Raw genomic sequence first — 12,994 nt, forward strand, 5'->3', positions numbered from 1 at the left:
TCGCTCAGGACGTGGCAGGCGGCAGAAGCCGGCCGGCCTTCCGCCGCCTGCGCGCCCGGGTTCCCGACGTGTCTGGTGTGGTGGAGACGTGTCTGATTTGGTGGATCGGCCGTCTCGTCGTGCGACAAAAGCGTCCCTCGCCGGGCGGCACGCGCGCATCTCCCCGATTGCTGTCATGCTGGCACGGTGGACCGGCATGACAGCGGACGCTCGCCGTACCGGCGTCCGGGACGGCCTCGAACCTGGTGAGGGTGTGCGGGCACCGCGCTAGCGGTTGAGCTGGACGACGTTCTCCAGGTCGGCGCCGGAGTACGGCTCAGCGTCCCGGAAGAACTCCACCCTCAGGGTGTCGGGGCTGCGCGGTCCCGCCTGGAGGCAGTCGGCCCGGTAGTCGTCCAGCAGCTTCTGGGCTTCGGCGGTGGCCTCGGTGAACCGGGCGACCGGATCCGCGCCGTGGGTGAGCACGTCTCCCATGGCCCGCGTCATGACGTCCTGGACCCCGGCGAAGTCCCCGAACAGCGCGCCCCACGACGGCGGCGGGGTGGCCGCGTCAAGGCCGCCGGTCGCCCGGTGCGCCGGATACGTCTTGAGCTGGTCGCTGGCCACCCGGTGGTACGGGTGCTTGTCGAACCACCCCTCCTCTTCCAGCAGGGCGAACGACGCGTTGGTGACCGGGATGAAGCTGTTGGCCTTGTGCTGGTCGGCGGCGTTGTGCGGGTTGTGCATGTACTGCAGGAAGGCCAGGGCGCCGTCCCGGGTCACCTCGTCGAGGCCGTCGGCCAGCCAGAGGGAGGTGCCCGCGAGCGCGTTGCCGCCGTAGGGAGCCCGGCCGTTGTCGGGGAAACGGCTCACCTCGATGCCGAAGCCGCCGCTCTCGGCCGCCTGGACCATGTAGTTGAGGTCGTTGGAGGAGGTGATCCTGAACGCCACCTCCTGGGTGGCGAAGGCCTTGAAGGTGCCCTCCCAGTCGGGGATCTTGCCGGTGTAGAGGTAGTGGCCGTCCTGGTGGAGCCGCTGCCACCAGGTGGCCCAGGCCAGCATCTCCTTCGAGGCGAGGTCGACGCTCGTGGCCCGGCCGGACCGGCCGTTGTCGTGGTCGGCGAGCAGGCCGCCCTGCACGGCGATCGCCTGCTGGAAGAACAGTCCGTGGTTGGACCAGGTGATCCCGTGGGACGGGCCGTCCGGAAGCTCGGCGATCCTCCCGCACGCGGCTTCCACCTCGTCCCAGTCGCGCGGCATCTCGGAGACGCCGGCCGCACGCAGCAGGTCGGCGTTGGCGTACAGCAGCATCGTCGTGGCGACCGACGGCATGGAGGTGAGGTCGCCGTCGTAGGTGTAGTAGTCCCGCACCGCCGGAATGATGTCGTCGATCACGACCGGCTCGCCGAGGATCTCCTTACGGCCGCCGATAGCCTTCTCCACCGAGGTGAACAGCGGCGTGCCGTCGTTCTTGAGGATGTCCCGGGCCGCCTGGGTGATGTAGAAGTAGCATTCCGCGACGGCCGGCGGACGCCCCTGCGCGGCCGCCTGGGAAATCTCCAGGGGAAGCGTCCGGAAATCGCAGCCCCGAATGTTGACGTGATATTCCGGGTGGGCGGCGTCGAATTCCTCAGCCAGTCTCCTCAACCGGTCCATGTAGCCCGGAAAGGTCAGATCGGCCACCCAGACGTCGATGACGACTTTACTGTTCATGCGATCTCTTCCTGCTCGTCGGGGTTGGGGTATGGCGTCTCGGTCGTTCACCTGAACCCAGCCTCACCAGCAGGAACCTGGCCGCTACCGGAAGGCGGCAGGCAGGGGGACCGCGCCGGCCACCTGTTCACCGCTTTCCCGGCGGCTGAGCCCGTGGGAAAAAGAACTGCCTGAGACCCATGATTCGCGTCGAACGGCGCGCCCACATCTCCACGATTGCTGTTTCACCTCGTCAGGCGTCCCCGCCAGGCGTCCCCCGTCAGGCATATGGAAAAGGCCGTGTGCGGGCCGTACGGCCCGCACACGGCCTCAAGATCATGAACGGTCGCGGATCGCGCGTACGCGGCCTCGGGCCGCGTGCGGTCCCGGCCCGGTCAGCCCTTCTGCTCCGCCCGCTCCAGCTCCAGCGCCTGGCTCAGCCAGTCGGTGAACAGCTCGGCGTCGATGTCGGCCACGCTGCGCAGCTTGACGTTCCCCACACCCCGCGCGGCGACCTCCAGCCGGCCCGACGAGTCGGAGATCTCCTTGCCCCGCCACACACCCATCGTCAGATACGACGAGTACGCCCTGATGAAGACGACCGGGGACTTGCCGGGAGCGCTTCCCATGCCCCACGTCGGCTGGCCGTACCACAGGGCCATGTTCACCCCGGGCAACGCCGCGTCGATGACCGGCCGAACCTTGTCCCAGATCTCCCGCAGTGGCTCCGCGAGGGCCGCGAGGTATTCCTCCACGGTCGCGAACTTCGCCATGCCGATCTCCCTTTCGCATGATGTCCGGCCAGATGCCGCTGCCGATCCATCGTGATCTCCTGGTTGCCGGGGCCGCATCTTCTGGATTGCTCAATCGAACTGCCCGGCGGGCCACCGGCGACACCGGCGGGCGGGTCGCACAGGCCGGCGGGTCACACGGACCGGTGGGTCACACGGACCGGTGGGACGCACAGGCCGGTGGGACGCACAGGCCGGTCAGCACGCTGGGAGAAGACGTGGCCAGGCGCCGATGTGACGATCTCATGGGCGAGTGTCTCGCCGGACGCGGGTTGGAGCGAGTCGGGTTGCGGAAGTGGCCGCCTGGCCGGGCACCTGGGTGCGGGCCGGCTTACCCCGTCACTTTTCACGAAAGGACGTGCACATGAGTGTTTCCACTACCCATTCGACCGTCGTGGAGCTGATCGACTCCTTCGCCGGCGCGACCCCCGACCGCCTTGACGCGGAGTTCCAGCGGCTGGCCGGCGCACTGTGGAACGACGGCGATCTGACGGACCTGGCCCTGTCGGCGGTGCCCGCACTCGTGGCGCGGCTGGACCAGGTCGACGACGACCGCAAGGGGTATCTGGCCATCCTTCTCGGGTTGCTCGCCGAAGCGGAGTACCCCGCCGCCGACGGCGAGGTGTCCGCGGCCGTACGGCAGGGCCTCGACCGGTACCTGGACCTGGTGAGCCGCAGCGTGAAGGGGCAACCCTTGTCGCTGGCCCTGTTCTATCTGCTCGCGCACTTCCCCGAGGACCGCGAGCGTGTTCTCTCCGCCGCCTCGGCCCTGGACATCGACTCCGACGACCTGGGCAGGCTGGATCGCGCCCTGCAGCGGCTGGATCCGGACAACCCGGTGCTGGGGCGGGTGTTCCCGTCCCCGTCGGTGTGGACGCTGGACGACACCGAGCGCGAGTTCGACCAGGCGTGGACCAAGACGCTCACTCCCGCGCAGATCGCCCACAACTGGGAGAACGACACGCGCACGGTGCTGGGGCACGCGGGCGGCAAGGCGTACTGGGCGGTGTGCAACGGGACTCCCGAGGCCGCCGGCAGCCCCTCGGTCCCCGCTCGCGACATCGTCCGGACGGCTCCGTCCGGTCCCGCCGTCGACATCTTCACCCGGCACGCGGACGCGTTCCGCTGCACGAACTGCCGCAGCCGGCTGGACTTCCAGCAGAGCGGGGTGCGGTGCACCGGCTGCGCGTCGACGTACCCGGTCGCGAACGGCGTCCTCAACCTCTTCGCGAGCGTCCGCGACGACGAGGACGACTTCCTGCTGAAGCTGTCGGAGATACCGACCATGGGTCTCTTCTACGAGGCGGTGGCCCGGCCGGCCTTCCTGCGCGTGTCGGGCTCGAACTGGGGCGGTCTGGTGACACGGTCCGACGAGGACGCCTACATCGCCGAGCACGTGCGCCCGGTGGACGGGCCGGTGCTCGACCTCGCGGCCGGAGCGGGCAGCTGGACGGCCACGCTGGCCAAGGCCGTCGGCGCCGAGCGGGTGATCGCACTGGATGTGAACCCGGCCATGTTGACCGTGCTGCGCGGGCGGCTGCCGGAGGTGCCGTCGGTCCTGGCGAGCGCGAGCAACCTGCCGTTCGGTGACGCGACGCTGGGCGCCGTGCTCTGCTGGAACGCCCTGCAGGCCTTCCCCGACGACGCGCCCGCCGCGATCGCCGAGGTGGGCCGGTGCCTGCGGCCGGGCGGCACCTTCACGATCATGACCTTCCGGATGTCCTCCGACCGGGTCGCCCGCTACTTCCAGGCCGCCCACCGCCTCCCCCAGCACGCGGAAGGACTGCGGCTGTTCGAGCTCGACGAGCTCAAGGGATGGCTGGCCAAGGCGGGGCTGACGGTGCGTGAGGAGTCGGGCCCCGGCACCTTCGTCTTCATCACCGCCGAGCGGACGGGATGAGCGACATGATCCGGGCACCGCGGAGCGGACACGTGACCGGCTGCGAAGGCACGGCAGCACTGATCACCGGACTGGAGGTACGCCGCCCATGACCATGGTCGACGATCGGAACACGAGCATCGCGCTGCCCGGAGACCCGGCGTTCGAGGCCGCGACGCAGGTCTTCAACCTGTTCGCCCCGGCGCGGCCGGCGGCGGCGGTGACCGCGCACACCATCGACCAGATCCGGGCCGCGATCCGCTACGCCGAATCCGAGGGGCTGCCGGTGCGTGTGCATGCCACCGGGCACGCCTCGGCCGCCGTCCGCCCCATGCACGGCGCCGTGCTGATCCGGACCCGGATGAGCGGCGGTGTCGACATCGACGCGCAGCGACGGGTCGCGCGCATTCCGGCGGGGACGCGGTGGGGTGAGGTGGTCGAGGCCGCGGCCGCGCACGGGCTGGCCGCCCCGCACGGCTCGTCGCCGACCGTCGGCGCCGTCGGCTACCTGCTGCGCGGCGGGTTGAGCTTCTACGGCCGGAAGGTCGGGCTGGCCGTCAACAGCGTCCGCGCGATCGAGCTGGTCACCGCGGACGGCGAGCTGCGCCGGGTGAACGCCTCGTCCGATCCGGAGCTGTTCTGGGCGTTGCGCGGCGGCGGAGGAGGGTTCGGCGTCGTCACCGCCGTCGAGATCGACCTGTTCCCCGCCGCCCAGGTCATCACCGGGGCGGCGTTCTGGCCCGCCGTCCACGCCGAACGGCTGCTGTCGGCGTGGCGGCGGTGGACCCTGGACGCGCCCCGGGAGGTGACGACGTCGCTGCGGGTGATGAACCTGCCACCGCTGCCCCAGATCCCGCCCGCTCTGGCGGCGGGCCCGGTGGTGTCGGTGGACGGTGCGGTGCTCAGCGCGACCGGCGACTCGGCCGACGCGCGACGGCACGCCGAGGACCTGCTCGGGCCGCTGCGCTCGGTGGCCGATCCGGTGCTCGACACCTGGCAGCTGACCACGACCTCCGCCGTGCTGCAGGCGCACATGGATCCCACCGACCCCATCCCCGTCGTCGGAGATCACATGCTGCTCGGCGAACTCGGTGACGACGGGGCCGCCGCGTTCCTCCGGGTGGTCGGCGAGGGGTCCGGGTCGCCGCTGGTGGTCGCGGGGCTCCGGCAGCTCGGCGGCGCGTATTCGACGCCGAGCCCGGCCGGAGGCGCGCTCGACCATCTCGATGCCCACTATTCCTACGCGGGCTCGGGAGCGGCTTTCGACCCGGACACCGCGGAGGCGCTCAAGAGCCACTGCGCGAAAGTGCGCACCGCGTTGGGCCCGTGGGACACCGGGCGGACCACGCCCTCCTTCGTGGAGAGCTTCGAACAGCCGCAACGGCACCTCAGCCCGGAGCGTGTGCGGATCGCCGATCGGGTGCGCGCGCGGGTCGATCCGTCCGGCCGCTTCCGGGACGACATCGCCCCCAACGCGACCGCGCTCCCCTGAGCACACCCGAACGGCCTACCTGAAGGCGATCGGCGTTCCGGCGCCTTCGCCGGCGCTGTTGCCGACGCCGATCGAGCAGACGACGGCACCGCAGTCCACCGTGCCCACCGGTGTGCCCTCGGAGCCGGTGCGTCCCTGGAAGGTGCGGCGCACGGTCAGCGTCGCGGTGACGGCGCCGCTGCCGTCGGTGGTCACATCGCGGGAGTCGGGCTGGTTGTAGGCGAGCACGTTGGACTGGACGAACGCGCTCTGCCCGAGGTGGTACACCGTGTTCGGGCTCAGACCGGTGACCGAGACCGAAACGGTCTGACCGTCGCCGAGCGCCGTCGAAGGTGTCACGGAGATCGCCGGTGCGGCGGTGCCGGTGGGCGGCACGGCGGCGCCGGCCCCGGACTGCAGGGCGGTGGTCAGTCCCAGTGCCAACGCGGCGGCCACGCCGAGCTTGGAAAGCAGCTTGCCCTGGTTGCTCATGCCCTTCATCACTTTCCTACCCCTTTATTTGGCTTCGGGCTCGTCCTTACAAGAACAACTCTGTCGTCTCGACAGCCCGTAAACCAGGGAAGTCAGAGTCATCAAGCTGCCTGCCGGTAACCGCTTCCTGCCAGTCGAAGCCTGGACAAATAGGCCGTTTTCATGGAAGCCGTACGGCAAAGCCGGGACCGCTCCCGCCCGGGTCGATCGCCGTCAAAAGCGCGACGCGAGGCGAAGAGGCGACCACCCGGCTCTACGCGCGAGCAGCCCCGGATCGTTCGATCAGAGCCAGAAGGTGTCGTGGCGGAAGTAGAAGGCGGCCAGCTCCTCGTCGCTGGGACGGCCGGAGATGGCGAACTCCGCCAGGCCCTCGAAGTAGCCCTCACGGGGAGCCCCCGGAGCGAAGTGCAGCAGCATTGACGCGGGTGCGCCCGACTCATTCCGGAATGCGTGGATACCACCCTCAGGGACGTGGACGAAGTCACCCGGTTCGGTGTCGATCCAGCGGCTGCCGTCGTAGATCCGTACCGTTCCGGTGAGGATGAAGAACGACTCGGAGATCGACCGGTGGAAGTGCTGGCCCGGCCCGCTCGGCTCCGGCCCCATCTCCCAGCGATAGAGGCCGAACTGACCGTTGGTGGAGGCTCCCGTCGCCAGGTAGTGCACCGTGTTGCCGGACTGATAGGTCAGCTCAGGCTCGTGGGCCGCCGGGCGGTAGGTCGCGTTGATCTCACCCTTGTCGCCAAAGTAGGCCGGATCCGGATACGTCATAATTCGCCCTTTCGGTCGACTCTTGTCCTGCTTTATAGCATCGCCACGGTGTGCCGCGGGCTTCGCGCAAGGCCTGGTCCCGGGCGCTTCACTCACGACGCGGTGAGGTGCGGACGAAGACGGGGATCAGTGCGACAGCCACCGCGAGATGAGCGAGGGCGAGCACGCCCCGCGCGACGGATTCGATCCACCGCTCGACGCCGATGTGCGTCGTGACCGGCAACGCGAGTAGACACTGTCTACGCCGCCTGGTAGACAGTGTCTATGAACGAGCACGACACGGGGCTCCGCTCCCGTCTGATAGCGGTCGGCGTCGATCTGGTGACCAGAGAGGGAACGCAGGGCCTGTCCCTGCGGGAGATCGCCCGCCGGGCCGGGATCTCGCACGGGGCTCCGCGGCGCTACTTCCCGACTCACCTCGCCCTGCTGTCCGCCATCGCGCGTGAGGGCTTCGCCGACCTGAACGCCCGGATCGGCGAAGTCGTCGATGACGACCGGGTGGCTCCTCGCGCCCGGCTCATGGAGCTGGGGCGCCGCTATCTCGACTTCGCGCTGTCCAACCGCGGCATGTACGAGCTGATGTTCCGGCACGACCTGCTGGAGAGCAACCATCTCGGCCTGCGCGAGACGAGCCTGCCCCTCTTCCGCCTCCTCGTCGACCTGGTCGCCCAGGCGAGGGCAGGCGCGGACGCGGACGCGGACGGAGCACCGGCACTTTCGGTCGTCGCGGGCGCTCTGTGGTCCAACCTTCACGGCATCGCCCAGCTGTGGGGGTGGGGAAGCCTGCAGCTCGCCGTGGGAGCCGACGAGATCGAGCCGCTGTTGCGTGCCGCGCTGGACGCGCACCTCGGACCGGAAGCCCGTTGAGGCGGCGAGGAGGCCGGCGCCTCACCCTCCTCATCAGCGTCGTCGGGGCCATGGTCGTCGCCATGGACGGAACGGTGCTGACCATCGCGCAGCCCTCCATGCAGCGGGACCTGCACGCCTCGTTCACGCAGATCCAGTGGACCAGCACCGGGTATCTCATCGCGGTGGCGAGCCTGCTCGTCTTCGCGGGTCGCCTGGGCGACCTCTACGGCCACCGGCGGATCTTCCTCGTCGGGGTGCTGGGGTTCGCCGCCAGCTCGGCCGGCATCGGCCTGGCGTCCGACGTCGGCTGGGTGATCGGCCTCCGTGTCGTCCAGGGTGTCTTCGGCGCGCTGCTGCAACCGGCCACTTTGGGGATGCTGCGAGCCGCCTACCCGCACGACCGGCTCAGCATGCCCATCGCGGTACGCACCAGCGCCATCGGGCTGGCGGCCGCGGCCGGTCCCGTCATCGGCGGAGCCCTGGCGGCCGGTCCTGGCTGGCGGGCCGTGTTCTTCCTCAACGTCCCGCCGGCGCTCGCGATCGGGGTGGCGGCCCTCGCCGTACGGTCACCGAAGCCCAGGGCGGCCGCCCGCACCGGACTCGACCTGCCCGGCGCCTGCCTTCTCGCGGTGGCCCTGGTGTGCCTGGTGCACACCCTCGTCGAGTTGCCGGAGACCGGGTGGACGACGACGACCCTGCTCGGACTCGTCGCCGGTGCGGCCGTCGGCGGCGCGTTCGTCCGGCACGAGCGACACGCCGCCGACCCGCTGGTACCGCCGAGCGTGTATCGGTCGGCCGCCGTGACCTCGGCGCTCGGGATCCTGCTGTCCGCCTCGGCGTCGCTGTTCGGCGCGCTGTTCGTCGCCACGTATTTCCTGCAGGACGTTCTCGCGCTGGACCCGCTGGCGAGCGGCCTGCGAGCGCTGCCCCTGACCGCGGCGATGGTGCTGGGCGCGCCGGTCGCGGGCCTGCTGCTGCGCAGGTACGGTCCCCGCAGGGTGGCCGCGGCGGCGACGGCTCTCGTCGCCCTGGGCGTGGCCCTGCTGTCCCGCCTCGACCAGGCGTCGGCCCCCATGACGATCGCCGGCTGCTTTCTCGTGCTCGGCGCCGGTTTCGGCACGGTGATGGTCATCGCGACAGCCGTCGTCGTGAAGCACGCTCCGGTGGAGGCCGCCGGGGTCGCCGGAGGGCTCCAGCAGACCGCGATGAACGTCGGCCCGACCCTGGGGGTCGCCGCGGCGACGAGCCTGATGACCCTCGCCGCGCCCGGGAGCGGCACCGGCCGGGCGGGCGGCGGGCCAGGCTGGACCGGCGCGGCCTTCACCTCCGCGATGAGCACCACGCTGCTGGTCCTCGCGGCCGTGGCCGCGGCCGGCACGCTGCTCGCGCGCAGGCTGCCCCGTCACTCCGGCACCGGTTCCGCACAGCCGGCGGCCACCGCCCCGGTGGCGCCGGGGCGGTAGGACGGGTGCCGGTCGGATGATCTCTCCGGCGGCGCTCAGCCGCCGGAGATGCCGTTCCTGATGTGCCGCAGGTCGTCGAACGACGACAGGTCCGGCACCGTCCAGCCGTCGAGGTCGTACTCGGCGAGACACTGGTCGACCATGGCCCTGTAGTCGTCCATCTGCCCGTTGGCGAGCTGCCCGAACAGCAGTTCCACCCGGGTGTTCTCGTGGTTGCCGGCGTAGTTGCGCTCGTACAGCTCGTGCCGCCCGCCGAATTCGGTGCCGATCGCGTCCCAGAGCAGTTTCATCACCTTGGCCCGCTCGACGGCGTCGGTGCCGTTCGAACCGCGCATGAACCTGTCCAGATACGGCCGGATATCCGGGTTCTTGAAATCGTCGGCGCTGGAGTTGATGTAGATCAGCCCGCTGGCGACGTCCTGCTCGACGATCTCCTTGATCCTGGGATAGCCCACCTGGGTGAACCACCGGTAGGCCATGCCGTACTGGGGGTTGGGCAGCAGCGCGCCGTTCTTCCACTCGACCGGATTGCGCGCGGCCGCGTCGGAGAAGGCCCAGAACAGGTTGCGCCAGGCCAGAACCTCGCCCAGCCGGGCCTGCACGCCCCGGAAATCGGCCGTTCCAGTGATCTCCAGTGCCCTGGCGAGCAGGCCGGCGATGAATTCCAGCTTCACCGCCAGACGCGTGCATCCATGGAAGGTGAAGCGCTCAATGAAGCCCGACTGCCCGGTGAAGAGCTGAACCTTGCCCACATCACCGTAGACGAACACGTTCTCCCACGGTATGAGCACCTTGTCCAGCACCAGGATGGTGTCGTTCTCGTCCAGCCGCGAGGAGAGCGGGTAGTCGAACGGGCTGCCCATCACCGCGGCCGTGGCGGTGTAGGACGGGCGGCAGATCAGCTTCATTCCCGGCACGCCCATCGGCACCGTGGCCACCAGTGCGAACTTCTTGTCCTTGATCGGCAGGCCGTAGTGGGCGATGAAGTTGTAGTGGGTGAGCGCGGAACCGGTGGCGACGACCTTGGCCCCGCTCACGATGACACCGGCGTCGGTTTCCCTCTCCACGTGGATGAACACGTCGGCGACCTCGTCCGGCGGGCGGCTGCGGTCGACCGGCGGGTGCACGATCGCGTGGTTCCAGTACAGGACCTTCTCCTGCGACTCCTTGTACCAGCGCCGCGCGTTGTCGGCGAAGGGCTCGTAGAAGTCGGCGTTCGCGCCGAGCGTGCCGAGGAACGACGCCTTGTAGTCCGGGCTGCGTCCCATCCAGCCGTAGCTCATGCGGGCCCACGCGGCGATGGCCTTCTGGTCCGCCACGAGATCGTCCACGCTGTGCGGCGTGGTGAAGAACCTGTGGGTGTAACCGTCGCTCCCGGTGTCGGTCGGCGCGGTCAGAACGTCGCGCCTGGCCGGGTCGTGCAACGCGTCGTACAGCCGTGCCGTCATGCGAACGGGATTGAGGAACGCCGGGTGCGAGGTGACATCCTTGACGCGGTCGCCGTATATGTAGATCTCACGGTCGTCGCGCAGGCTCTCGACGTATTCGTCGCCGGTCAGAGGACGTGTCTTCGGCCGCGCCGGAGGAGCGCTGGTGGCGGCATCCTGATGGTCGGTCATCGGACTTCTCCCTCTTCTCTCAACTCAACTCCTCCATGAACCGGTTGCCGCCGAGCGTCCCCCGCTCCAGCGGGACACGCTCGAAGAAGTCCGCGATCGTCCGCACACGCTTCACCGGATCCGGGAAAGGCCGGAGGAGGCCGGAGCCGGAGTGCTCCAGGTGAGGCGTCCCGCCCGGCGACGGTGGCGAGCGGGCGCGTCGGCATTCTGTTGCAGTATTTGATGCTGGCATTCGAAGGCCCCGCGGAGCTTCTCTCAGGTTGCGGGGTTCCCACCGTGCCTTTTCATCGGACCGCCCGCCGCCCGGAAAACAAATCGGCCGGGTCGATTATCTGATTTGTTTTCCGAACGGATGGATCAGCCCGGATAAAGCGGCCGTCACCCCGCCCGCGATGCCCACGGTGCACGGCCACCGGCTGGAGCTGGCGATCCGCAATCCAGAAGATGCATGGGCCGCCGACGGGTGCGACCGTCGGGTGGTAAGCATCGGCGGACGGCCATGACGAGCGGGCGGCGTGATTCGGTGGTGCACGATTTCCGCCGCCCCATGGCAAACAGTGGTGATCGCACCTTGAATTTCGCGCGACGGCCCCTGGCCAATCGATCTCCGGCGCAGCTTGCCTGCTCCGTGATTCTCATGACGTTGTGAGCGGGGCGCGCGGAGTTCGGCTGCGGTTTCTCGTCTGAATTCTTTGGGAGGAAATGGTGTTGACGACCGAGGTTCCGACGCGGGAACAGCTTGTTCGTCGCGCGTCCGAATTGGTGCCGCTGCTCCGGAAGAACGCGGCCTGGTCGGAGGAGAACCGGCGTATTCACGACGAGTCGATCGAGGCGCTGGCCGACGCCGGCATCTTCAAGATGAGGGTGCCCGCCCGCTACGGCGGATACGAGTCCGACACGCGCACCCTGGTCGACGTGGCCACCGAGCTGGGCCGCGCCGACGGCTCCACCTCCTGGACGGCGTCGGTCTACTGGATTCCGACCTGGATGACGTGCCTGTTCCCGGACGAGGTCCAGGACGAGGTGTTCTCGACCCCGGACGTGCGGGTGTGCGGAACGCTGAGCCCGACCGCGATGGCCGCCCCGGTCGACGGCGGTGTGGTCGTCAACGGCAAGTGGGGCTTCATCAGCGGTGCCCTGCACAGCCACTGGCAGGAGATCGTGGCGATCCTGGTGGGGCCGGACAGCGAGCCGTACCCGATCATGGCGCTGGTGCCGATGTCGGACCTGCAGGTCGTGGACGACTGGTACACGGCGGGCCTGAAGGGCACAGGCAGTGTCAGCACGATCGCCCAGGACCTCTTCATCCCGTCCGAGCGGGTGCTGCCGCTGCCCGCGATCCTGCAGGGGCAGCTCGCCTCGAAGCTGAACGCCGAGACGCCGATCTACCGGGCGCCGCTGCTTCCGGTCGCCTCCGCGTCCTCGGTCGGAACCGTGGTCGGAATGGCGAAGGCCGCCGGCGAAGCGTTCTTCCAGCGGCTGCCCGAGCGAAAGATCACCTACACCGACTACGCGAGCCAGGCCGAGGCGCCGCTGACCCACCTGCAGGTCGCCGACGCGACGATGAAGGTCGACGAGGCGGAGTTCCACGCGCGTCGCCTGGCGGACCTGGTGGACGGCAAGAGCGTCGCAGGCTCGCCGTGGACGCTGGAGGAGCGCGTCAGGGCACGCGCCGACATGGGCGCGGTGTGCCGGCTGGCGAAAGAGGCCGTGGACATCTTCGCCACGGCCAGCGGCGGCTCGTCGATCTACAGCGACATGCCGATCCAGCGGATCGCGCGGGACATCCAGGCCGTCAACCTGCACGCCCTGATGCACCCGAACACCAACGCCGAGCTGTACGGGCGGGTTCTCTGCGGTCTGGAGCCGAACACGCTCTACGTCTGACCGGCCGTTGCGCACGATCGCCGGCGATCTCTCGTCCGCGCCGACTCCCACGCCGACTCCCGCGTCGGCTTCTACGTCGGCTTCCACGGAGAATTCCACGG

Annotated in this window: 11 protein-coding genes; 5 read left to right on the forward strand and 6 right to left on the reverse strand. The window is 69.5% G+C overall.

The genetic code is table 11. From position 1 onward, the window contains the following. Positions 1-267: 267 nt before the first annotated feature. Entirely contained in the window at positions 268-1,692 is a 1,425-nt protein-coding gene (locus ACFY2X_RS14135) for an extracellular solute-binding protein (RefSeq protein ID WP_389937510.1), read from the reverse strand. A gap of 374 nt (positions 1,693-2,066) precedes the next feature. Continuing rightward, positions 2,067-2,444, reverse strand: a complete 378-nt coding sequence (locus tag ACFY2X_RS14140; RefSeq protein ID WP_389937513.1) for a DUF1801 domain-containing protein — start codon at positions 2,442-2,444, stop codon at positions 2,067-2,069. Positions 2,445-2,826: 382 nt separating this feature from the next. On the opposite strand from ACFY2X_RS14140, the gene ACFY2X_RS14145 reads away from it, so the two are divergent. Next, positions 2,827-4,362, forward strand: a complete 1,536-nt coding sequence (locus tag ACFY2X_RS14145) for a class I SAM-dependent methyltransferase (RefSeq protein ID WP_389937516.1) — start codon at positions 2,827-2,829, stop codon at positions 4,360-4,362. A gap of 88 nt (positions 4,363-4,450) precedes the next feature. Then, positions 4,451-5,833 carry an FAD-binding oxidoreductase gene (locus tag ACFY2X_RS14150; RefSeq protein WP_389937518.1) on the forward strand — a complete coding sequence of 461 codons (1,383 nt, stop codon included), beginning with the start codon at positions 4,451-4,453 and terminating at the stop codon, positions 5,831-5,833. Between the two features lie 15 nt (positions 5,834-5,848). On the opposite strand, the gene ACFY2X_RS14155 is transcribed toward ACFY2X_RS14150, so the two are convergent. The 3 genes from ACFY2X_RS14155 to ACFY2X_RS14165 form a co-directional block, all read right to left on the reverse strand. After that, positions 5,849-6,313 (reverse strand): enediyne antibiotic chromoprotein, encoded by a 465-nt coding sequence (locus ACFY2X_RS14155; protein ID WP_389937520.1) that lies wholly within the window; start codon positions 6,311-6,313, stop codon positions 5,849-5,851. Positions 6,314-6,586: 273 nt separating this feature from the next. Further along, on the reverse strand, positions 6,587-7,075 hold the full coding sequence (locus ACFY2X_RS14160; protein WP_389937523.1) for a cupin domain-containing protein: 489 nt from the start codon (positions 7,073-7,075) through the stop codon (positions 6,587-6,589). Between the two features lie 88 nt (positions 7,076-7,163). Then, a complete protein-coding gene (locus ACFY2X_RS14165; protein ID WP_389937526.1) occupies positions 7,164-7,298 on the reverse strand; it encodes a hypothetical protein in 135 nt (44 codons plus the stop codon). 41 nt (positions 7,299-7,339) lie between these two features. On the opposite strand from ACFY2X_RS14165, the gene ACFY2X_RS14170 reads away from it, so the two are divergent. Then, positions 7,340-7,942, forward strand: coding sequence for a TetR/AcrR family transcriptional regulator (locus ACFY2X_RS14170; RefSeq protein ID WP_389937529.1), 603 nt, complete (start codon positions 7,340-7,342; stop codon positions 7,940-7,942). Beyond that, the gene (locus tag ACFY2X_RS14175) at positions 7,939-9,387 is read left to right on the forward strand and encodes an MFS transporter (RefSeq protein WP_389937531.1); all 1,449 of its coding nucleotides are present in this window, start codon (positions 7,939-7,941) and stop codon (positions 9,385-9,387) included. Before ACFY2X_RS14170 ends, ACFY2X_RS14175 begins: the two co-directional genes overlap by 4 nt. A gap of 35 nt (positions 9,388-9,422) precedes the next feature. Here the strand turns inward: ACFY2X_RS14175 and ACFY2X_RS14180 are convergent, their stop codons facing one another. Continuing rightward, positions 9,423-11,006 carry a 4-hydroxyphenylacetate 3-hydroxylase family protein gene (locus ACFY2X_RS14180; protein WP_389937534.1) on the reverse strand — a complete coding sequence of 528 codons (1,584 nt, stop codon included), beginning with the start codon at positions 11,004-11,006 and terminating at the stop codon, positions 9,423-9,425. A 702-nt stretch (positions 11,007-11,708) separates the two neighbouring features. Between ACFY2X_RS14180 and ACFY2X_RS14185 the strand changes: the two genes are divergently transcribed. Beyond that, entirely contained in the window at positions 11,709-12,893 is a 1,185-nt protein-coding gene (locus ACFY2X_RS14185) for an acyl-CoA dehydrogenase family protein (protein WP_389937537.1), read from the forward strand. Positions 12,894-12,994: the final 101 nt, after the last annotated feature.

The organism is Streptosporangium sp. NPDC000396 (genome assembly GCF_042898655.1).
In the GTDB taxonomy this organism is placed as follows: domain Bacteria; phylum Actinomycetota; class Actinomycetes; order Streptosporangiales; family Streptosporangiaceae; genus Streptosporangium.

What these genes read in the sequence shown, in the direction of transcription:
- ACFY2X_RS14145 (WP_389937516.1), top strand. Translation starts at nt 2,827, where the DNA reads ATGAGTGTTTCCACTACCCATTCGACCGTCGTGGAGCTGATCGACTCC.
- ACFY2X_RS14150 (WP_389937518.1), top strand. Translation starts at nt 4,451, where the DNA reads ATGACCATGGTCGACGATCGGAACACGAGCATCGCGCTGCCCGGAGAC.
- ACFY2X_RS14160 (WP_389937523.1), bottom strand. Translation starts at nt 7,075, where the DNA reads ATGACGTATCCGGATCCGGCCTACTTTGGCGACAAGGGTGAGATCAAC.
- ACFY2X_RS14170 (WP_389937529.1), top strand. Translation starts at nt 7,340, where the DNA reads ATGAACGAGCACGACACGGGGCTCCGCTCCCGTCTGATAGCGGTCGGC.
- ACFY2X_RS14180 (WP_389937534.1), bottom strand. Translation starts at nt 11,006, where the DNA reads ATGACCGACCATCAGGATGCCGCCACCAGCGCTCCTCCGGCGCGGCCG.
- ACFY2X_RS14135 (WP_389937510.1), bottom strand. Translation starts at nt 1,692, where the DNA reads ATGAACAGTAAAGTCGTCATCGACGTCTGGGTGGCCGATCTGACCTTT.
- ACFY2X_RS14185 (WP_389937537.1), top strand. Translation starts at nt 11,709, where the DNA reads ATGGTGTTGACGACCGAGGTTCCGACGCGGGAACAGCTTGTTCGTCGC.
- ACFY2X_RS14140 (WP_389937513.1), bottom strand. Translation starts at nt 2,444, where the DNA reads ATGGCGAAGTTCGCGACCGTGGAGGAATACCTCGCGGCCCTCGCGGAG.
- ACFY2X_RS14155 (WP_389937520.1), bottom strand. Translation starts at nt 6,313, where the DNA reads ATGAAGGGCATGAGCAACCAGGGCAAGCTGCTTTCCAAGCTCGGCGTG.